21 protein-coding genes and 1 pseudogene are annotated in these 19,635 nt (G+C 71.8%); 7 read left to right on the forward strand and 15 right to left on the reverse strand.

The window, feature by feature from the left end; all coding sequences use genetic code 11:
- Window positions 1–54 precede the first annotated feature (54 nt).
- Entirely contained in the window at window positions 55–657 is a 603-nt protein-coding gene (locus tag AB0M92_RS20785; RefSeq protein WP_366103707.1) for a rhomboid family intramembrane serine protease, read from the forward strand.
- On the opposite strand, the gene mqnP is transcribed toward AB0M92_RS20785, so the two are convergent.
- The 3 genes from mqnP to AB0M92_RS20800 are packed head-to-tail and all read right to left on the reverse strand — an operon-like array spanning window position 654 to window position 3,504.
- On the reverse strand, window positions 654–1,574 hold the full coding sequence (mqnP, locus tag AB0M92_RS20790; RefSeq protein ID WP_366103805.1) for a menaquinone biosynthesis prenyltransferase MqnP: 921 nt from the start codon (window positions 1,572–1,574) through the stop codon (window positions 654–656). The two genes, AB0M92_RS20785 and mqnP, sit on opposite strands and share 4 nt — an antisense overlap.
- A complete protein-coding gene (locus AB0M92_RS20795; protein ID WP_366103708.1) occupies window positions 1,574–2,050 on the reverse strand; it encodes a hypothetical protein in 477 nt (158 codons plus the stop codon). The genes mqnP and AB0M92_RS20795 overlap by 1 nt, the downstream gene beginning before the upstream one ends.
- On the reverse strand, window positions 2,047–3,504 hold the full coding sequence (locus tag AB0M92_RS20800) for a menaquinone biosynthesis decarboxylase (RefSeq protein WP_366103709.1): 1,458 nt from the start codon (window positions 3,502–3,504) through the stop codon (window positions 2,047–2,049). The genes AB0M92_RS20795 and AB0M92_RS20800 overlap by 4 nt, the downstream gene beginning before the upstream one ends.
- A 90-nt stretch (window positions 3,505–3,594) precedes the next feature.
- On the opposite strand from AB0M92_RS20800, the gene AB0M92_RS20805 reads away from it, so the two are divergent.
- From AB0M92_RS20805 to AB0M92_RS20815, 3 genes and pseudogenes are all read left to right on the forward strand, one after another.
- Window positions 3,595–3,885, forward strand: coding sequence for a PLD nuclease N-terminal domain-containing protein (locus AB0M92_RS20805; RefSeq protein ID WP_366103710.1), 291 nt, complete (start codon window positions 3,595–3,597; stop codon window positions 3,883–3,885).
- Window positions 3,886–4,044: 159 nt separating this feature from the next.
- Window positions 4,045–4,212, forward strand: a pseudogene (locus tag AB0M92_RS20810) (helix-turn-helix domain-containing protein); the annotation flags it as partial.
- Window positions 4,213–4,257: 45 nt separating this feature from the next.
- A complete protein-coding gene (locus tag AB0M92_RS20815) occupies window positions 4,258–4,728 on the forward strand; it encodes a hypothetical protein (RefSeq protein ID WP_366103806.1) in 471 nt (156 codons plus the stop codon).
- Here AB0M92_RS20815 and AB0M92_RS20820 read toward each other — a convergent pair.
- From AB0M92_RS20820 to hemL, 8 genes are all read right to left on the reverse strand, one after another.
- Window positions 4,704–5,213, reverse strand: coding sequence for an SRPBCC domain-containing protein (locus AB0M92_RS20820; protein ID WP_366103711.1), 510 nt, complete (start codon window positions 5,211–5,213; stop codon window positions 4,704–4,706). The genes AB0M92_RS20815 and AB0M92_RS20820 overlap by 25 nt on opposite strands.
- A gap of 56 nt (window positions 5,214–5,269) precedes the next feature.
- Window positions 5,270–6,379, reverse strand: coding sequence for a c-type cytochrome biogenesis protein CcsB (ccsB, locus tag AB0M92_RS20825; RefSeq protein ID WP_366103712.1), 1,110 nt, complete (start codon window positions 6,377–6,379; stop codon window positions 5,270–5,272).
- Window positions 6,376–8,091, reverse strand: coding sequence for a cytochrome c biogenesis protein ResB (locus tag AB0M92_RS20830; RefSeq protein ID WP_366103713.1), 1,716 nt, complete (start codon window positions 8,089–8,091; stop codon window positions 6,376–6,378). Before AB0M92_RS20830 ends, ccsB begins: the two co-directional genes overlap by 4 nt.
- Before the next feature lie 13 nt (window positions 8,092–8,104).
- Window positions 8,105–8,884 (reverse strand): cytochrome c biogenesis CcdA family protein, encoded by a 780-nt coding sequence (locus AB0M92_RS20835; RefSeq protein WP_366103714.1) that lies wholly within the window; start codon window positions 8,882–8,884, stop codon window positions 8,105–8,107.
- Window positions 8,885–8,888: 4 nt separating this feature from the next.
- Window positions 8,889–9,485, reverse strand: coding sequence for a TlpA disulfide reductase family protein (locus AB0M92_RS20840; RefSeq protein ID WP_366103715.1), 597 nt, complete (start codon window positions 9,483–9,485; stop codon window positions 8,889–8,891).
- A gap of 66 nt (window positions 9,486–9,551) precedes the next feature.
- Window positions 9,552–10,781 (reverse strand): hypothetical protein, encoded by a 1,230-nt coding sequence (locus tag AB0M92_RS20845; RefSeq protein WP_366103716.1) that lies wholly within the window; start codon window positions 10,779–10,781, stop codon window positions 9,552–9,554.
- 75 nt (window positions 10,782–10,856) lie between these two features.
- A complete protein-coding gene (locus AB0M92_RS20850; RefSeq protein WP_366103717.1) occupies window positions 10,857–11,531 on the reverse strand; it encodes a histidine phosphatase family protein in 675 nt (224 codons plus the stop codon).
- Window positions 11,528–12,862 carry a glutamate-1-semialdehyde 2,1-aminomutase gene (gene hemL, locus AB0M92_RS20855; RefSeq protein WP_366103718.1) on the reverse strand — a complete coding sequence of 445 codons (1,335 nt, stop codon included), beginning with the start codon at window positions 12,860–12,862 and terminating at the stop codon, window positions 11,528–11,530. Before hemL ends, AB0M92_RS20850 begins: the two co-directional genes overlap by 4 nt.
- 305 nt (window positions 12,863–13,167) lie before the next feature.
- Here hemL and AB0M92_RS20860 point away from each other — a divergent pair, with 305 nt between their 5' ends.
- Window positions 13,168–13,605, forward strand: coding sequence for a hypothetical protein (locus AB0M92_RS20860; protein WP_030161262.1), 438 nt, complete (start codon window positions 13,168–13,170; stop codon window positions 13,603–13,605).
- 46 nt (window positions 13,606–13,651) lie between these two features.
- Here AB0M92_RS20860 and AB0M92_RS20865 read toward each other — a convergent pair whose 3' ends face one another.
- The 3 genes from AB0M92_RS20865 to AB0M92_RS20875 form a co-directional block, all read right to left on the reverse strand.
- Window positions 13,652–14,053 carry a hypothetical protein gene (locus AB0M92_RS20865; RefSeq protein ID WP_366103719.1) on the reverse strand — a complete coding sequence of 134 codons (402 nt, stop codon included), beginning with the start codon at window positions 14,051–14,053 and terminating at the stop codon, window positions 13,652–13,654.
- Window positions 14,054–14,202: 149 nt separating this feature from the next.
- Entirely contained in the window at window positions 14,203–15,264 is a 1,062-nt protein-coding gene (locus AB0M92_RS20870; protein ID WP_366103720.1) for a serine hydrolase domain-containing protein, read from the reverse strand.
- A gap of 118 nt (window positions 15,265–15,382) precedes the next feature.
- Window positions 15,383–16,723 (reverse strand): FAD-binding oxidoreductase, encoded by a 1,341-nt coding sequence (locus AB0M92_RS20875; protein ID WP_366103721.1) that lies wholly within the window; start codon window positions 16,721–16,723, stop codon window positions 15,383–15,385.
- A gap of 232 nt (window positions 16,724–16,955) precedes the next feature.
- On the opposite strand from AB0M92_RS20875, the gene AB0M92_RS20880 reads away from it, so the two are divergent.
- Window positions 16,956–18,095, forward strand: a complete 1,140-nt coding sequence (locus tag AB0M92_RS20880) for a TDT family transporter (RefSeq protein ID WP_366103722.1) — start codon at window positions 16,956–16,958, stop codon at window positions 18,093–18,095.
- A gap of 35 nt (window positions 18,096–18,130) precedes the next feature.
- On the opposite strand, the gene AB0M92_RS20885 is transcribed toward AB0M92_RS20880, so the two are convergent.
- Window positions 18,131–19,030: an NADP-dependent oxidoreductase gene (locus AB0M92_RS20885; RefSeq protein ID WP_366103807.1), complete on the reverse strand. Its 900-nt coding sequence runs from the start codon at window positions 19,028–19,030 to the stop codon at window positions 18,131–18,133.
- Window positions 19,031–19,186: 156 nt separating this feature from the next.
- Between AB0M92_RS20885 and AB0M92_RS20890 the strand changes: the two genes are divergently transcribed.
- Window positions 19,187–19,603: a helix-turn-helix domain-containing protein gene (locus tag AB0M92_RS20890; RefSeq protein WP_366103723.1), complete on the forward strand. Its 417-nt coding sequence runs from the start codon at window positions 19,187–19,189 to the stop codon at window positions 19,601–19,603.
- Window positions 19,604–19,635 lie beyond the last annotated feature (32 nt).

Genomic DNA, 19,635 nt, shown 5'->3' on the forward strand with positions numbered 1-19,635 from the left:
GGCGGACGACGCTGAGTAAGGTGACCCGAGCACCGACAGCGGGGGGATCAGGACATGGCCGATGCGCAACTCCAGGAGTGGAGCCGGACGGACCGCGCCAAGGCGGCCGCGAAACTGATGGTGGGCTGGGTGGCCCTGCTGTGGCTGATCGAGCTGGTCGACCTGGCCACCGGGCACGCCCTCGACGCGTACGGCATCTCGCCACGGGACCCCGACCGGCTGACCGGCATCGTCGCCCACCCGTTCCTGCACTTCGGCTTCGCCCACGTGGCGTCGAACAGCGTCCCGCTGCTGGTCCTCGGGTTCATCGCCGCACTGGGCGGCATACGGCGCTTCCTCGCCGTCAGCGCCCTGATCACCCTCGCGGTCGGCGTCGGCTGCTGGCTCGTCGCGCCGCCGAACACCCTCGGCGCGGGCGCTTCGGGGCTGGTCTTCGGCCTGTTCGGCTACGTGGTGGTCCGCGGCTTCGTCGAGCGCAAGCCGCTCAACGCGGTGGTGGGTCTGGCGGTCGCCGCGGTCTGGGGCGCCACCTTCCTCCTCGGCGTCCTGCCGACGGACTCCGGAGTCGGCTGGTACGCCCACCTCATCGGCCTGGTGGCCGGCGTGGCCACGGCGGTGCTCCACCGCCGCCCGGCCGGCCCGGCCGGCCACGCCTAGAGGGACAGGCCCCGGGCCACCAGGTCCGCCAGGGCGCAGACGAACAGGGCCATGCCGATGAAGCCGTTCACCGTGAAGAAGGCCCGGTTCAGGCGCGACAGGTCGTGCGGCTTCACGATCGTGTGCTCGTACAGGAACGCGGCGACGACGATCAGCAGGCCGCACCAGAAGAACGGGCCGGCGTCCGTCGCGAGCGCGTACCAGGCCAGCAGGGCCGTGGTCACGACGTGCGCGCCGCGCGCCCCCCACAGGGCCGCCGGGACACCGAAGCGGGCCGGGACCGACTTCACGCCGTCCGCGCGGTCCGCCGCCACGTCCTGGCAGGCGAAGATCAGGTCGAAGCCGCCGATCCAGACGCCGACCGCCAGGCCCAGGATCACCGCGTCCCAGGACCACTCCCCCGTCACCGCGAGCCAGGCGCCCACCGGCCCCATGGCCTGGGCGAGGCCCAGGATCGCGTGCGGGAAGTTCGTGAACCGCTTGCCGTACGGGTACACCACCATCGGGATCACCGCAACCGGCGCCAGCGCCAGGCACAGCGGGTTGAGCAACGCCGCCGACCCGAGGAACACGGCCAGCGCGATCCCGGCCCCGGTCCAGGCCGACCGTACGGACACGGCGCCCGTGACGAGCTCGCGCCCGGCGGTGCGCGGGTTCCGGGCGTCGATCTCCCGGTCGATGATCCGGTTCGCGGCCATCGCGAAGGTCCGCAGCCCCACCATGCAGACGGTGACGAGCAGCAGCTCGGCCCAGTGCATGGTGCGGTCGAGCCGGAACATGGCCGTCAGCGCCGCGATGTAGGCGAAGGGCAGCGCGAAGACCGAGTGCTCGATCATCACGAGCCGCAGGAAAGCCTTCACCTTGCCGGTCGGCTGCGGCGCCGGGCCGGACCCGATCACCCCGTCGGCGGTCGTCATCATGCGAGTGCGCTCCGGAAGTCTTCGAGGTCGGCGAGCAGCCGCGCCGCCGGGAGCGCGCCGAGGTCCAGGGTCCGGGGGCCGGCGGCCCCGTCCTCCTCGTCCTCGGGCGGGGTGATCCGGGCGGTCAGCCGCCAGGCATCGGCCGCCGGGCGGGCGTCGAGGTGCAGGAAGTCCCCGGCCTCGACCGTGAACGGCTCGCCCGAGGCCAGCGCGGCCTGGAGCTGCTCCGCGAAACCGTCCGCCTCGGTGTCCCGCGCGCCCGGGAGCTCGAACTCACCGTGGCCGCCGCCGTCCTCGTACATCAGCGCCCAGACGTCGCCGGGTCCGGCGAACTCCTCGGGTGTGACGCCCGCCTGCTCGGCGGCCAGCCGGACGCCCGGGTCCGCCGGGTCGATCTCCGGGCGGAGCAGGGCCACGTAGACCTCGCCGGCACCGAGGAAGAGCTCGGGACCCCCCACAACGATCGGGCTCACAGGCCGTACTCCTTCCAGCGGCGGTCCACCAGAGCCGCCGTCGCGGGGTCGGACTCCACCATGTCGGGCCAGCCGCCGTCGCGGGTGTAACCCTCCTCGGGGAGCTTCTTCGTTGCGTCGATGCCCGCCTTGCCGCCCCAGAACTGCTGGTACGAGGCGTGGTCGAGGTGGTCGACCGGGCCTTCGACCACCGTGAGGTCGCGGGAGTAGTCCGTGTTGCCGAGGGCCCGCCAGGAGACCTCGTGCAGGTCGTGGACGTCGCAGTCGGAGTCCACGACGATGATGAGCTTGGTCAGCGACATCATGTGGGCGCCCCAGATGGCGTGCATGACCTTCTGGGCGTGCTTGGGGTACTTCTTGTCGATCGAGACGATCGCGCAGTTGTGGAAGCCGCCCGACTCGGGCAGGTGGTAGTCCACGATGTCCGGCACGATGATCTTGAGCAGGGGGAGGAAGAAGCGCTCCGTGGCGCGGCCGAGCGGGCCGTCCTCGGTGGGCGGGCGGCCGACGACGATCGACTGGAGGAGCGGGCGCTTGCGCATCGTCACGCAGTCGATCTTCAGGGCCGGGAACGGCTCCTGCGGGGTGTAGAAGCCGGTGTGGTCGCCGAAGGGGCCCTCCGGGAGCATCTCGCCCGGCTCCAGCCAGCCCTCGATGACGACCTCGGCGTTGGCCGGGACCTGGAGCGGGACGGTCTTGCAGTCGACCATCTCGATGCGCTTGCCCGCGACGAACCCGGCGAAGAGGTACTCGTCGATGTCGCCGGGCAGCGGCGCGGTGGACGCGTACGTCACGGCCGGCGGGCAGCCGAAGGCGATCGCGACCGGGAGCCGCTCGCCGCGCTTGGCGGCGACCGCGTAGTGGTTGCGGCTGTCCTTGTGGATCTGCCAGTGCATGCCGATGGTGCGCTTGTCGTGGCGCTGGAGGCGGTAGAGGCCGAGGTTGCGGACCCCGGTCTCCGGGTGCTTGGTGTGGGTCAGGCCCAGGTTGAAGAAGGACCCGCCGTCCTTGGGCCAGGTGAAGAGGGCCGGGAGCAGGTCCAGGTCCACGTCGTCGCCGGTGAGGACGACCTCCTGGACGGGGGCGGACTCGCCCTTCACCTTCTTCGGCGGCACGTGCACCATCGAGCCCAGCTTGCCGAAGGCCTCGCGCACACCGATGAACCCCTGCGGGAGTTCCGGCTTGAGCAGGCCGCCGATCTTCTCGCTGATCTCGCCGTACGACTTGAGGCCGAGGGCCTTCAGGAGGCGGCGGTCGGTCCCGAAGACGTTCATGGCCAGCGGCATCGCCGAGCCCTTGACGTTCTCGAAGAGGAGGGCGGGACCTCCCGCCTTGTTCACCCTGTCGACGATCTCCCCGACCTCCAGGTACGGGTCGACTTCGGCCTTGATGCGCTTGAGGTCGCCCTCTCGCTCCAGAGCCCGGAGCAGCGAGCGGAGATCGTCGTAAGCCATAGGGGCCAGTATCCGTCACCGGCTAGCCTGGGAGTGTCACCGGGGCCCGAGGCGGGTCCCCCGTCACTGCTGGGGAGTCGGTCCCACACCGTGCTGCGCTATCTGCCGTTCCTGCTGATCATCGCGCTGACCATCTACGCCTTCATCGACTGTCTGAACACGCCGGAGGAAGAGGTCAAGCACCTCCCCAAGGTGGTGTGGGTGATCATCATCCTGCTGTTCTCGATCGTCGGACCGGTGGTCTGGCTGTTCGCGGGCCGGCAGCGCTCCGTGGTCGGCGGGGGCCGTTCGCGCCGCACCCAGTGGGTCGCCCCCGACGACAACCCGGAGTTCCTGCGCTCCCTGAACGAGGACCGCGACAAGGACAAGGACAAGGACTGACGTTCCCCGTCACCGGGCCCAGGGCAGGACCCGGGGTTCCGCTTCTCCCGGGACCGTGACCAGGGCGTCCGAGCGCATCGCGACGTGGGCCTCGACCGCCTCCGCGGCGTGGACGCGGCGCGCCGCGTGCGGCGGGAGGACCAGGGTCTGACCCGCCGCGACCTGCGCCCCGCGCACGGCATGGCCTTCCAGGTGCTCAAGGGGGGCGGGGCCACCGGAACCGAGCTCGGCGAGCGGCTCGGGGTGACCGAGCAGGCCGCCGGGCAGCTCGTGGACGACCTGGAGAAGCGGGGCTACGTACGGCGCGAGCCGCACCCCGGGGGCGGCCCGTCGGGCATTGAACACGTTCAAGGCGGCTGCAAGAATGAGCGGATGCCGAGGAACAGCGGGGGACCGCGGGTCGTCGACACGATCCTGCGCAATCTCCTCGCGTACGGGGTCGCCGTCGCCGCCCTGCTCGCCATGGCCGGCGGCGATCCGCACGCCGCCCGCGCCACCCCCGCCGTCTACGACGCCCGCACCGACGAGATCGTCGGCACCTGGCGCTGCGTCGACGGCACCGAGGTCGTCTTCCGGGCCGACGGAACCGCCACCGTCACCCTCCTCAACGGGCAGGAGCGCGACTACGACCACGGCTGGCGCCTCTCCGGCAGCGGCACCTGGAAGCTCATCAGCCGCGAACGCGCGGGCTGGAACTACGGCCAGCACGTGCGCCTGCGCCTGCCCGACCTCTACAAGTGGACCTTCGAGCTGCGCCGCGACCACCGGCAGACGCTGGAGCTGTACTTCTTCTACGGCGATCCGGACGCCCGCAGCGCCTACGTCCTGGAGAAGGACCCGTAGGAAGCGCGCAGCTCCGCCCAGCGGGCGTCGGTCCACCGGGACCAGTCCGTCGGATGGCCCTGCAGGGCGGATTCCAGCAGCTCGAAGTGGTGGTGCCAGGCGGCCAGGCAGTCGAGGCGCTCCTCGTCCGTCCCGGCCCGCTCGTCGAGGAAGCGGATCACGGTCGAGTCCGTGCCCACCGCCTCCAGGTGGAAGCGCATCCGGCCGTGCTCGCCCACCGTGTACTCGACGACCCGCTCGACGTCCCACGCCGTGACGTGGCCGGAGACCGTCGACCCGCCGTTCAGCCAGTGCAGGGTGAGCGCCCCGCCCAGCCTGCGCTCCAGTACGTCCGCCGCGGCCAGCCAGCCGCGCAGCCCGTCCGCCGTGGTCAGGGCGGGCCACACGGCCTCGTACGCGCTCGGCACGTGGACTTCGAAGCGCAGCAGCCAGCGGCCCTCGCCGCGGCTCTCACTGGTGGCATGGCTCACCGGTGTCAGCCTCATGCCACCAGCGTCCCACTCCCGCGGGCGCCGCGCCCGCGGGTGCGCCTTCCCGCGGGTCAGACGCCCGCGTACGAGTGCTTGCCGCTGAGCAGGATGTTCACGCCGTAGTAGTTCCAGATCCAGCAGGCGAAGGCGAAGAGCGCGAGGTACGCGGCCTTGCGGCCCTTCCAGCCGGCGGTGGCGCGGGCGTGCAGGTAGCAGGCGTACGCCACCCAGGTCACGAAGGACCAGACCTCCTTGGGGTCCCAGCCCCAGTAGCGGCCCCAGGCGTCGCCCGCCCAGATCGCGCCCGCGACGATGGTGAAGGTCCACAGCGGGAACACGGCCGCGTTGATCCGGTACGAGAACTTGTCGAGCGAGGCCGCCGAGGGCAGCCGCTCCAGCACCGAGGAGCGGAAGCGGCCCGGCGTGCGGCCCTGCTCCAGGTGGCTCTCGTAGGAATCGCGGAAGAGGTAGAGCACCGCGCCGGCCGCACCGATGTAGAAGACCGCGCCGCAGAAGATCGCGGTGGAGACGTGGATCCACAGCCAGTACGAGTGCAGGGCCGGGACCAGCTGGTCACTGGCGGTGTAGAGCCAGGTGGTGGCGATGCCGAGGTCCAGCAGGACGGTGGTGACCAGGATCAGGCCGAGCCAGCGGACGTTCTTCTTCAGTACCAGGAGCGCCAGGTAGGCACCGACGGCGACGGTGGAGAAGGTCACCGAGAACTCGTACATGTTGCCCCAGGGGGCCCGCTGCACGGACATCGCGCGGGTCACGACGCCGCCCGCCTCGATGACGAAGGCCAGGGTGGTCAGCGAGACCGCGATCCGGCCGTACAGGTCGCCGTTCTCGGTGCCGCCGGCCGCACCGGGGCCGTCCGGGACGTCGCGGGTGCCGGCGGCGGAGCGGGTGACGACCTTCGGCTTGTCGAGGACCGCGGTGCCCCCGGTTTCACCGGAGCCACGCGCCCCCTTCTGGCGCACCTGGACGGCGGGGGCGGCGGCCGCGGCGGCCTTGGCGCCGGTCAGCGCCGCGGCCGTACGGCCCACCTTGCTGCGGCTGCCGAAGGTCCACTCGGCGATGTGCGCGAAGAAGGCGAGCATGTAGACCGCCATCGACGAATAGATCAGGTAATTGCTGATCTGCGCCAAATTCTCGTTGACTTCGGCTGCGAGCGGCGTCATCCGCGCTCCCCTTCGACAGGTTCCTTGACAGGTTGGTCGGGCGCCGTGGGCGCCTGCTGGTGGAGGGCGGCGGCGAGCTGCCCCAGCTCCTGCGGGAGCTTGGCCGACTCGCTGCGGCCGAGGCCGGCCATCTCGACGACGGTCACGCCGTCCTTGCCGGCCACCGCGCGCACCCAGACCCGGCGGCGCTGGATGAACAGCGAGGCGGCCAGGCCGCCGATCGCGGCGATCGCGCCCCCGAGGGCGAGGCCGCTGCCGGGCTGGCGGGTGATCGAGAAGGTGGCCCAGCGCTCGATGCCCTCGAACTTCACGGTGCCCGCGCCGTTCGGGAGCTCCATGGTCTCGCCGGGCAGCAGCCGCTTCTTGAACAGCTGCCCGTCGGGGTCCTTGAACTCCTGCATCTTGGAGGTGTTCAGCTGGTACACGTTCTGCGGAAGGCCCGAGTCCACGCCGAGGCTGCCGTGGTAGGCGCTGAGTGCGACGACCGGGAACTTCAGGTCCGGGAACTGGGAGAGCATCGTGCCCTTGCCCTCGCCGGCGAAGGTCGGCACGAACATGGCGTTGAAGCCGAGCTGCTCCTTCTTGCCGTCCTTGTCGCGGTAGCCGTCCGGCACCTTGACGGCGCCGGAGGAGCTGAGGTTCGAGTCGAAGGGCAGCATCGGCACGGCGTCCTTGTAGATCACCTTGCCGGTCGGATCGGTCACCGAGATGACCGGCGCGTATCCGTGGCCGAGCAGGTAGACCTTGGAGCCGTCGACCTCCATCGGCTTGTTGACCTGGATCTCGCGCTTCTGCGGGGCGCCGTCCGAGCCGTCGCTGAAGGTCACGTACGCCTTGAAGTCGCGCGCGGTGCCCTTCTGCGGGCCGCTCTCCTCGTACGTGGCGTCGAACTTGTCGAGCGTGAAGGAGAAGGGCGACAGGTCGTCGGGGTCGAACCAGCTGCCGTACTTGAAGTCGTCGTACTGGGTGAGCGTGTTCGCGAAGCCCTTGCCGCGCAGGACGAGCTTGCCGCCCTCGGACTTGAACAGCTGGCCCCAGGCGAACGCGATCAGCATCACGATCAGGGCGACGTGGAAGAGCAGGTTGCCCGCCTCGCGCAGGTAGCCCTTCTCGGCGGCGACGGCGGACGTGCCCGCCTCGGTACGGAACCGCCTGCCGCCGAGGATGGTCTTCGCCTGCGCGAGGACCTCGTCGGGGGACTTCTGCGTACGCCACGTCGCGTACGCCGGCAGCCGGTCCAGGCGCCGGGGGGCGCCGGGCGGGCGGCCGGTGAGCTGGCCGACGAACTGCCAGGTGCGCGGGACGATGCAGCCGATCAGCGAGATGAACAGCAGCAGGTAGATCGCGGAGAACCACACCGAGCTGTAGACGTCGAAGAGCTGGAGCTTCTCGGCGAGCGGGACCCAGAAGGAGTGGTCGCCCTTCCACTTGGCCACCTTCATCGCGTCGACCTGGTTCTGCGGGACGAGCGAGCCGGGGATGGAGCCCAGGGAGAGAAGGAAGAGGAGGATCAGCGCCACCCGCATGGAGGTGAGCTGCCGCCAGAACCAGCGGATCCAGCCGATCAAGCCGATGCCGACGGGACCGCCGGAGTCCTCCGCGGGGGCGGTGGAGAGCTGCGCGCCGGCCGCGGCGTCGGTGGCGTCCTCGGACGCGTTCGGTGCCTCGGACGGGTTCGACGCCTCGGTGGACGCCTTGTCTGTCGTACTCATGTCCGTGTAGTCCTCAGATCCCCACCGTGAAGCCTTGGGTCCAGCTCTGCATGTCGTTGACGATGCTCGCCCACCATCCTGTGACGAGCAGGAGGCCGGTCAGCACCAGCATGCCGCCGCCGATCCGCATCACCCAGGCATAGTGCCGCTTCACCCAGCCGAACGCGCCGAGCGCCTTGCGGAACGCGATCGCGGCGAGGATGAACGGCAGGCCCAGGCCCAGACAGTAGGCGACGGTCAGCAGCGCGCCGCGGCCGGCGCTGGCCTGGTCGAGGGAGAGCGTGTTGACCGCGGCGAGGGTCGGGCCCATGCAGGGGGTCCAGCCGACGCCGAAGAGCACGCCGAGCAGCGGGGCGCCGATCAGGCCCGCGGTCGGCTTCCGGTGGAAGCGGAACTCGCGCATCGTCAGCCCCGGGATCAGGCCCATGAAGAAGAGGCCGAGGACGATCACCAGTGCGCCGAGCACCCGGGAGATGGTCTCCCGGTTCTCCTGGAGCGTGCCGCCGAAGTACCCGAAGAGCGCGCCGGTGGAGACGAACACCGCGGTGAACCCGGCGATGAACAGGCCGGCGCCGGCCAGCATCCGGCCGCGCCGGGCCTCGGCGAGGTCGGCCCCGCTGATGCCGGTGACGTAGGAGAGGTAGCCGGGGACCAGCGGGAGCACACAGGGCGAGAAGAACGAGACGAGTCCGGCGAGGACCGAGATGGGCAGTGCCAGCATCAGGGCCCCGTCGAGGACCGTCGTGTTCACGCCGGTCGGCTCGGCGGCCAGGGTGAGGAGCTCGGGGACCACTCGGTCACTGCTCCGCGAGCACGGGGTCGATCATGGAGCGCAGCTGCTGCTCGTTGATCGCGACGAGCGTGCGGGCGGCGATCCTGCCCTGCTTGTCGAGGACGATCGTGGAGGGAATGGCCTGCGGGTTGAGCGTGCCGGCGGGGAAGCGGAGCAGCAGCTTCCCGTCCGGGTCGTAGAGGCTCGGGTACGTGATCCCGAAGTTCTCCTCGAACGAGGTGGCGTTCTGCTTGCTCGTGTCGCGGGTGTTGATGCCGACGAACTGCACGTCCTTGCCGGCGTCGGCGAGCTCCTTGGACACCTTCGCGAAGTTCGGGGCCTCGGCGCGGCACGGCGGGCACCAGGAGCCCCACACGTTGAGGACGACGACCTTGCCCTTGAGGGCGGTGGTGTCGAGCGTCTTGCCGTCGACGGTCTCGCCGTCCAGCTTGGGGGCCGCGGTGCGCGCGCCCTCGGCGACGGTGGAGACGCCACCGGCGCCGGTCACGTAGTTGCCGCCGGAGGAACCGTTCGGCTTGCCGCCGCCGTCGTCGCACGCCGACAGGGTCAGAGCGCTCGCGAGGGTCACCGCGGTGAGCAGGAGAGCACGGCCAATTCTCATGTGAAAAGTTTCGCATGAGCGATTTGCGGATCTTTCCCGCCCCCCGAGGCCGTGCCGAACCGCTGGTCAGGCGGCGGAGAGGTACGCGTTCCAGCCTCCGGCCGGCGACTGACCCGGGGCCAGCTCCTGGAGCTTTGCGAGCAGCTTGGGGTCCTGTGCGTCGATCCAGTCGGTGAACTGCCGGAAGGAGACAAGTCGTACGTCCTTTTTGTCCGACATGCCCTTGAGGGCCTCCTCGACGGCATCCATGTAGATGCCCCCGTTCCACTCCTCGAAGTGGTTGCCGATGAACATCGGCGCCCGGTTCGTCTCGTACGCCCGCCGGAAGCCGCCGAGGTAGGAGGCGGTGGCCTGGGTGCGCCAGGCCGGGTAGTTGGAGGGCACGCCCCGGGTGGTGTTCTTCGACTGGTTGGCGAGGATGTTGTAGTCCATCGACAGCACTTCGAAGGAGTGCCCGGGAAAGGGCATCGACTGCAGCGGCAGGTCCCAGACGCCCGACTTCTTCGACGGCCACACCTGGACGCCGCCGGGCGAGGAGGCGTCGTAGCGCCAGCCCAGCTTCTGCGCGACGGGCAGCAGGTTGTCCTGGCCCAGCAGGCACGGGGTGCGGCCGCCGACCAGCTCCTTGCGGTAGTCGAAGGGCAGCGGTTCGATGTCGGTGAAGCCGGTGTTGGTCCGCCAGCCCGTGACGAACGACACGGCCTGGTCGATCTCGCTCTGCCAGTCGTCCGCGGCCCAGTGGGCCACGGAGCCGGAGCCGCCGCAGAAGTGGCCGTTGAAGTGGGTGCCCACCTCGTGGCCGTCGAGCCAGGCCTGGCGCACGCAGCCCAGGGTGTTGCGGACGTTCTCGTCCTTGAGGTAGCCGATGTCGGAGGCCCCGACGGGGTTGTTCGGCGGCTTGTAGAGGTCCTTCTTCGACTCGGGCAGGAGGTAGAGGCCGGAGAGGAAGAAGGTCATGGCCGCGCCGTGGTCCTTGGCCAGCTTGAGGAAGCGCGGGAAGAGGCCGTTGCCGATCTCCCCCGCCCCGTCCCAGCTGAACACCACGAACTGCGGTGGGGTCTCGCCCGGCTGGAGCGGTACGGGCTTGGCCGGCTGGTGGGGCTGCGGGCCGGTGTCGGCGGTGGAGCCGTCGCCGATCGGCCGGATGGCGGCCGAGGACGGGGATTCGCCGGGACCGCCGGGGCCGGGGCGGCCCGGGCGGTCGTCGGCTCCGCAGCCGACGACTCCGGCGGCGACCGCCGCCGCGCCGAGCCCGAGCACTCCCCTTCGGGTGAAGTCGCGCTTCGTTTCGCTCATGAATAGTCACATAAACGGACTTTTCAGCGAAGTCGAGCTCCACCACGGCGTTTCGCGTACGACTTGTATTACTTTTTAAGCGCCGAACGCCTTGGACTTGCCCTTCACCGGCTTCGCACCCGCGAGCAGGTGCGCCGGGACCAGGTCCCGCGCCGGCTCGCTGTAGCCCACCGAAACCAGCCGGTCGTCCTCGTACGTGAACGACGTCAGCGAGGCCAGCGTGCACTGCCGGCGCCGCGGGTCGTGCCACAGCCGGCGCTTCTCCGCGAAGCTGCGCACGATCCAGATCGGGAGCTGGTGGCTGACCGCCACCGCCTCGTGGCCGCGCGCCGCGTCGCGCGCCGCCTCGATGGCGCTCGTCATGCGGACGACCTGCTCCACGTACGGCTCGCCCCAGGACGGCCTGAACGGGTTCGTCAGGTGCTTCCAGTTGGCGGGCTTGCGCAGCGCGCCGTCGCCGACGCCGAAGGTCTTGCCCTCGAAGACGTTCTCCGCCTCCAGCAGCCGCGCGTCGCTCGCCACGACCAGGCCGTGGCCCTTGGCGACCGGCGCCGCCGTCTCCTGCGCCCGCTCCAGCGGGGAGGAGACCACGTACGTGATGTCACGGCCCTGCAAGTGGTCCGCGACGCGCTCGGCCATCTCGCGGCCCAGCTCGGAGAGGTGGTAGCCGGCGCGGCGCCCGTACAGGACCCCGTCCGGGTTGTGCACCTCACCGTGGCGCATCAGGTGGACGACGGTGATCTCGCTCATGCGGTGGCCTCCGGGGTGGCCTGCGCGGCGGCGCGGGCGGCGGCGGGGAGCGCGGCGGCGATCCGCTCGACCGCCCGCTCGTCGTGGGCGGTGGACACGAACCACGACTCGAAGGCCGACGGCGGCAGGTAGACGCCCTGCGACAGCATCGAGTGGAAGAAGCCGTTGAAGCGGAAGGACTCCTGCTTCTTGGCGTCGTCGTAGTTCTTGACCTCGTCCTCGGTGAAGAAGACGGAGAACATGTTGGACGCGGTCTGCAGCCGGTGCGCCACGCCCTCCTTGGCGAGCGCGTCCGTGACCAGGCCCTGGATCTGCGCGGAGACCGCGTCGACCTTCTCGTACGCGGCCGCGTCCAGCAGGCGCAGCTGCGCGAGACCGGCGGCGGTGGCGATCGGATTGCCGGAGAGCGTGCCCGCCTGGTAGACCGGGCCGGCCGGGGCCAGGTGGCCCATGACGTCGGCGCGGCCGCCGAAGGCCGCGGCCGGGAAGCCGCCGCCCATGACCTTGCCGAAGGTCATCAGGTCGGGCTTGACCCCGTCGACGCCGTACCAGCCGGCGCGGGAGGTGCGGAAACCCGTCATGACCTCGTCGGAGACGTACAGCGCGCCGTTCTCGCGGCACAGGTCCGCCAGGCCCTGGTTGAAGCCGGCGGCCGGGGTCACGACGCCCATGTTGCCGGGCGCGGCCTCGGTGATCACGCAGGCGATCTCGCCGGGGTGCGCGGCGAACGCCGCCCGAACCGCTTCGAGGTCGTTGTACGGCAGCACGATCGTGTCGCCGGCCTGCGCGCCCGTCACGCCGGGGGTGTCCGGCAGCGCGAAGGTCGCGAGCCCGGAACCGGCGGCGGCCAGCAGCGCGTCTACGTGACCGTGGTAGCAACCGGCGAACTTCACGATCTTGGCCCGGCCCGTGAAGCCGCGCGCGAGGCGGATCGCCGACATGGTCGCCTCGGTGCCCGAGGACACCAGGCGGACCTGCTCCACGGGCTCGACGCGCTCGACGATCTCCTCGGCGAGGGCGACCTCGCCCTCGCCGGGCGTGCCGAAGGAGGTGCCGCGGGCGACGGCGGCCTGGATGGCCTCCACCACGGCCGGGTGGGCGTGGCCGAGAATCATCGGTCCCCACGAGCAGACCAGGTCGACGTACTCGCGGCCGTCGGCATCGGTCAGGTACGGACCGGTACCGGACACCATGAACCTGGGCGTTCCGCCCACGGCGCGGAACGCGCGCACCGGAGAGTTCACGCCGCCAGGCGTCACGAGGGACGCACGGTCAAAGAGAGTCTGCGAGACTTTGGCTTCATACGGGTACGGGTAGCTCACACCAGCCATGGTCTCATCAGGCCGCGACTGACTTGCGGACGGGCGTTTCACCGCGCCGCCCCGGGGGAGGTCACTGCCATGATGATCAGGCTGCGTGGCGGGGGCCGCGGGGCCGGGGCAGGCAAGACCAGTCGGGTGGAGATATGCAACGCGGTGGTGGACCGGGCGAGGGTACGGACGGCCTCGACCCGCAGCGCGCCCGCGAGGCCCGCGAAGCCCGCCGCCGAGGCAAGCACCGGCGCCGGGCCGCGGACGCGGCCGATCCGGTGCCGGGACCGCTGGAGTCCCCCGACGGCCTGCCCAAGGGCCGCGGCATGGGCGTGACGTACAAGTACTTCGGCGCGCCGGACGGCGCGACCGCCGCCCGGGTCCCGGTCACGATGCGGCCGGAGGAGCTCGGCGGCGACGAGCTCGGCATGGGCGGCCTCTTCACCAAGATCAAGCCGGAGACGGTGGCCGCGATGGTCCTGACCGGCATCGAGGGCATACCCCTGCACAAGGTGCCCCCGCTGGAGCTGGTCGTCCTCCACCCCGACTACGCGGTGGTCAAGCTCCCGATGACCGTGGTCGACCCGCTGCGCGGCATCGGCGAGGAGTCGGTCGGCGCGGCGGCCTTCATCTGGTCCACGGTCCCGGACCGGGGCGGGCCGCGCGACGCGTTCAACGTCTACCAGTTGCTGCACGAATGGCAGGACTTCAGCCACCGCCTCCACGAGGCGGGACACCAGCCGTACTGCCTGGTCTGGCCCTGAGCCGCGGCCTGCCGGCGGCCGGCGGGACGCCGCGCCCCGCGCCGTGTCAGGCCCTGGGCCTGTCCGTACGGGTGAGCACGCCGCTGAGGCTGGCGGAAAAGGGATCCCGCCGGGTGCGCGGAAGCGGCACTTCGGCCAGCTTGCCGTCGTAGAGCATCCACAGCCCGAAGCAGTCGTCCTCCTCGTCGCGGATCATGACCTGCACCGACCACGGGTCGGGCCACGGCAGCGATTCCAGACGGGCCAGCAGTCCGGTCCAGTTGTGGCGGATGAACTGGATCACCCAGGCGTAGCACTCCTCGGACCGCCCGGTCGCTCCGGCGAACACGCGGTCGTCCACCCGCGTGAAGCACTGGTGCCACTCCCGCTCCTCGTCGGGTCGGGTCAGGGGCTCCATCACCGCCTCCGCCCTCCGCGCCAACACGATGACCTCGGCATATCTGCTCATGCGGCGAGTATGGAAGTCCGGCCCGAGGGCCGCGGGCGGGGGTTGCCCGGTGCGGGCGGGGGTTGCCCGGTGCGGCCGGGGTGCGCAGTGCGGCCGGGGGTGCGCAGTGCGGTCGGGGGTGCGCAGTGCGGTCGGGGTGCCCGGTGCGGTCAGCCCGCGGCCAGGATCTTCTGGGCGCAGTCGCGCAGCGGTGTGATCCGGGTGCGCGCGGCGGCTCCGTTGTGGACCGCGTTGGTGAGGACGACCACGTACCGGCCGGTGGCGGGGGCGAGGCACAGACTCGTGCCGGTGAATCCGTGGTGGTACGCCACGCTGCCGCCCGCGCCGAGGATCCATCCCAGGCCGCGCTGCAGACCGGGCTCGATCTCCGCCTGCGGGACCAGGCTCATCCGGAACCACTGGCCCAGCGGGCTCTCGCGCCCGGCGAGGAGGTGCTCGGCGTACGTGGCGAGGTCGGCCGCCGGCGCGAAGACCCCGGCGTGGCCGGCGACGCCCCCCATGATCGCCGCGTTCTCGTCGTGGACGGCGCCCCAGAGCCGGTCGTGGCCCTCGGGCCGCTCGGTGGGGGCGACGCGCGGCTCCTGCCTGACCGGCCCGTAAGCGGTGCCGTCCATGCCCAGTTCGGCCCACAGCTCCGTGGCGAGCTCGTCGAGGGGCCGGCCGTGGACGTGCGCGAGGGCCAGGCCGAGGAGGATGTAGCCGCGGTTGACGTAGCGGTGGGTGCCCGGGAGGTTCTCCATCAGCTCGTGGCAGATCAGCTCGTGCAGCGGGCGCTCGGTCAGGTCGTAGAGGTCGAAGCGGGTGGCGGCCCGCAGGCCGCCGGTGTGCGAGAGCAGCTGCCGTACGGTGGCTTCCGCGCTCGGCATCGCACCCTCCATCGGCGGCAGGAACTCCCGTACGGGCGAGTCCAGGTCGAGCAGGCCCGCGTCGAGGGCGCGGCCCGTGAGCGGCCAGGTGGCGGTGACCTTCGTCAGGGACGCGAGGTCGTAGACGGTGTGCTCGTCGGGGGTGCCGGGGCCGGTGAACGGGGAGACGACCCCGGCCGAGAGCACGGTCCGCTCACCGGGCGCCGTACCGCTCGCGTGCCGCGTACCGCAGACGACGACACCGCCCGGGGTGGCGCCGTCGGCGACGATCTCGTGCAGCACGTCGTGCAGGGCGCCGATCTCGGCGGCCGTGAACATCGGTGCGGCCTGGTCCATCGGGTTCATCTACGCCTCCGGCTCGGTGGATGGTGATCCCGCCGTCCAGCGTGGCCATGGCGCCCGGAGAGTGCCCGCCGCCGCGCCGGAGGCGGCCGCAGGTGATCGCACGCCACGGTTCGGCCCGCTACGGTTCGCCCGCCGGCGGGATGTTCTGGTTGAGGCGGAACACGTTGCCCGGATCCCACTGCGCCTTCAGCGCCCGCAGCCGGTCCAGCTTGCGCTCCCGCGCGCCGTACGCCTGGCGCACGCGCTGCTCGCCCTCGTCCATCAGGAAGTTCACGTACACGCCGGCGTGGTACGGCTCCATCGCGGTCCAGAACTCCCGGACCCACCCGCACTCCTCGGCGAAGCCCTCGGGCGTGTCCCGGATCCCGTTGATGTTCAGCATGTGGCCCAGGGAGCGGCCCGCGGCCGCCGTGTCGTCCTCGCCGACCCGGGCGACCGCCCCGCCCAGCTGGAACAGCGGGAACCCGCTCTGCGGCGAGGCGATCCGCCCCGCGTACCGCGCCATCGTGTCCAGCGCGCCGTCGTCGAGCCGGTCCAGGCCGCAGCCCCGGAAGTAGTACCACCAGCCGTGCGGGAACGAGGCGTCGAACATCGCCTGGTGCGCCAGGTACGGCTTCGGCCGGCACAGGTCGAGCAGCGGCCGCCCGAACTCACGCATCGGCCGCATCACTTCCTCCCCCGCTGCCGTCCCGCCCACCCAGCACGCGATCACCATCACCACCGGCCGGCCGTGCAGCTCCGGCGGGATCGCCGGCGACGGCGGCGCCTTGCGGTGGATCACGATCGTCGTCAGCTCGTCCGGCACCTGCGCGACCCAGTCCCGGTAGAACCGCATGACCTGCGGCGAGTCCTCCACCGGCCACAGCACCGGCCCGGCGAGCACGGTCGGACCGACCGGATTCAGCCGGAACGTGAACTCCGTGACGATGCCGAAGTTCCCGCCCGCCCCGCGCATCCCCCAGAACAGCTCCGGCTCGTGCGCGGCACTGGCCGTGAGCCGCTCCCCGGCCGCCGTGACCAGGTCCACCGACAGCAGCTGGTCCACGCTCAGCCCGTACTTGCGGCTCAGCCAGCCGATCCCGCCGCCCAGGGTGAGCCCCGCGACGCCGGTGTGCGTGACGATCCCCGACGGCACCGCCAGCCCGAACGGCTGCGTCGCCGCGTCCAGCTCGCCGAGCAGCGCCCCTGCCCGGACACGGGCCGTAAGGGCCTGCGGGTCCACCCGGATCTCCTTCATCGGCGACAAGTCGATCACCAGGCCGCCGTCGCAGACCGAATGCCCGGGGAAGCTGTGCCCGCCGGCGCGCACCGCCACCGGCACACCGGTCTCCACCGCCCACTTCAGCGCCGCCACGACATCGGCCGAACCGGTACAGGGCGCGATCAGGGCGGGATGCCGGTCGATGGCGCCGTTCCAGATCCGCCGGCGCTCCTCGTACGGGGCGTCCCCGGGCCGCACCAGGCCGCCCCGGAACGCGCGCGCCAGCGCGTGGTACGCGCAATCGTCCAGGCGAACCCGTGCCGGGGCGGGTGCCGGTGTCGGTCCCGGTCCCGGTCCCGGTCCCGGTGTCGGTGTCGGCGCAGTCGACGCACCCATGGGACGAGTCTTCCACCGCGCGGATGCGCGGGCCAGCCGTGGACCGCTCGCGCGCCTGTTTGCGGAGGTCACCGCTCCGGGCCACGGTGAGCACATGGCCGCGCCACCGCCACCGCCACCGTCACCACCACCGTCACCACCACCCCCCGCCGGCCTGATCCGGCACCTCGGCCCCAACTGGTACGCCAGCGTGATGGGGACCGCCATCATCGCCAACGCGGGCGTCGCCCTGCCCGTGCGCGTCCGCGGACTGCACACCTTCAGCCTGGTCTTCTGGGCGCTGTCCGCCGTCATGCTGGCCGTCCTGCTCACCGCCCGCGCCCTGCACTGGAGCCGCCACCCCGACCAGGCCCGGGACCATCTGCTCGACCCGGCCGTCGCCCCGTTCTACGGCTGCCTCTCCATGGCCCTGCTCGCCGTGGGCGGCGGCACGATCCTTGTCGGCAAGGACGTCATCGGCCTCCACGCCGCCGTGGTCGCCGACGCCGTCCTCTTCGTCGCCGGAACGGCGATCGGGCTGCTCGCCGCCGTCGCCATCCCGTACCTGATGGTCGAGAGCCACCGGATCCGGCCCGGCAACGCCTCACCCGTCTGGCTGCTGCCCGTCGTCGCCCCGATGGTCTCCGCCGCGCTCGGCCCGCTGCTGGTCCCGCACCTGCCACCGGGCCAGTGGCAGCGCGCGCTGCTGCTCGGCTGCTACACGATGTTCGGGCTGAGCATGCTGGCCACGCTGGTGCTGCTGCCCGTCGTCTTCGGCCGGATGGTGACCGGCCCGCGGCTGCCGCTCGGGCTGACCCCGACGCTCTTCCTGGTGCTCGGCCCGCTGGGGCAGTCGGTCACGGCCGCGAACAAGTTCGCCGACGCCGCCCCGGGGGTGGTGCAGTCCCCGTACGCCGAGGGCTTCCGGATGCTGGCCGTGATCTACGGGGTGCCGGTGATGGGGTTCGCGCTGCTCTGGTTCGCCTTCGCCTGCGCGATGCTCGTGCGGGCGCGGCGGCTCGGCATGCGGTTCTCGCTGACCTGGTGGGCGCTGACCTTCCCGGTGGGCACCTGTGTGACGGGTGCGGAGGGGCTGGCCCAGCACACCGGCCTCGACGTGTACCGCTGGCTCGCCGTGTTCCTGTACGCCTGCCTGCTGGCGGCCTGGGCGGCGGCCGCCTCGCTGACCGTACGGGGCCTGACGACGGGCGCGTTCGTCCCGGCCCCGGAGCCCGCACCGGCCGCCGGCGCGTGACCCCCGGCGTGCGCCAGGCGCTCGTCAGCCGGTCGTCAGCCGGTCGTCAGGACCAGGCGGCCGCGGGTGCCCGGCTCCGCCAGGCGGGCGTGCGCCTTCACCGCGTCCGCGAGCGGGAACGTCTGCGCGACCCGCAGGTTCAGGGCGCCCGCGTCGACCAGGCCCACCAGCTCCGCGAGGTGCGCGCCGTCGGCCGCGACCTCCTGCTCCACCACCCGGATGCCCCGCTCCGCAGCCGGGCCGGCGTGCGGGCGCAGGCCCACGTAGACCCCGCCGTCCCGGACGAAGCCGAGCGCCGGCTCCCCCAGTACGGCCGCGTCCAGGACCCCGTCCACCGGCCCGGCCGGAGCCGAGCCGCGCGGGAGGAACTCCGCCGCGCCCAGCGACCGTACGAGCTCCTCGTCCGACTCCCCCGCCAGGGCCGTCACCACCAGCCCCGCCCGTACGGCGAGCTGCACCGCGAGCCCGCCGACCACGCCGGCGGCCCCGGTGACCAGCACCGAGGATCCCGGCGCCAGTCCCAGCAGCCCCACCGCCCGGGCGGCGGTCAGCCCGCTCAGCGGGAGCGCGGCCGCGGCGGCGTCGTCCACGGTGGCGGGGGCGACGGCCACCGCCGAGGCGTCGAGCACGGCGTACTCGGCGTGCGTGCCCAGCGGCTTGACCGGCCCGTAGTGCAGTGCGACCACCCGCTGCCCGGCCGACCAGCCGGTGACCCCGGCGCCGACCTCGTCGATCTCGCCCGCCACGTCCCAGCCGAGCCCCAGCCGCGTCCCGGCGCCCCCGAAGACGCCGACGCGGACGGCGCCGTCCACCGGGTTCACCCCGGCCGCCGCGACCCGGATCCGGACCTGGCCGGCGGCCGGCCGCGGGACCGGCACCCGCACGATCCGCACCTGCTCCGGCCCGCCGAAGGCGCTCACGACGGCCGCCCGCATGGTCTGCACGGTCTGCGCGTTCTCGCTCATGGTCTGTCTCCCCGATTCGGTCGGTTGCGTTCGCTCGTTCCTCTGAGCACTAACCTAGGGAGAGGTACTCTCCTTTCGTAAGTACGTACCTGGAGGTGCGTACCCGACCCGGAAGTGGGGCACCCGATGGCCACCCGTACCGCCGCGACCCGCCGCGAAGAGGCCCGCCACGCCTACGACGCCTTCCTCAAGGAGTGCCCCACCAGCCAGCTCCTGGCCCGCATCAGCGACAAGTGGGTCGGCCTCATCGTCGCCGCGCTCGCCGAGGCCGAGGACAACTCCCTGCGCTACAGCGACCTCGGCCGCAAGATCCCCGGCGTCAGCCAGAAGATGCTCACCCAGACCCTGCGCTCCCTCGAACGCGACGGCCTCGTCACCCGCACCGTGACCCCCACCGTCCCCGTCCGCGTCGACTACCGCCTCACCGGACTCGGCTCCAGCCTCGCCTGCCTCCTCACCTCCGTGAAGCGGTGGGCCGAGAACCACTTCGACGAGGTCGACGCCCATCGCACCGCCTACGACGGCGCCGCCGCGACCGCGTGATCGGACCGGGCGTTTCGGCCGCGTGATCCGGC

Source organism: Streptomyces sp. NPDC051582 (assembly GCF_040681715.1).
GTDB lineage: Bacteria > Actinomycetota > Actinomycetes > Streptomycetales > Streptomycetaceae > Streptomyces.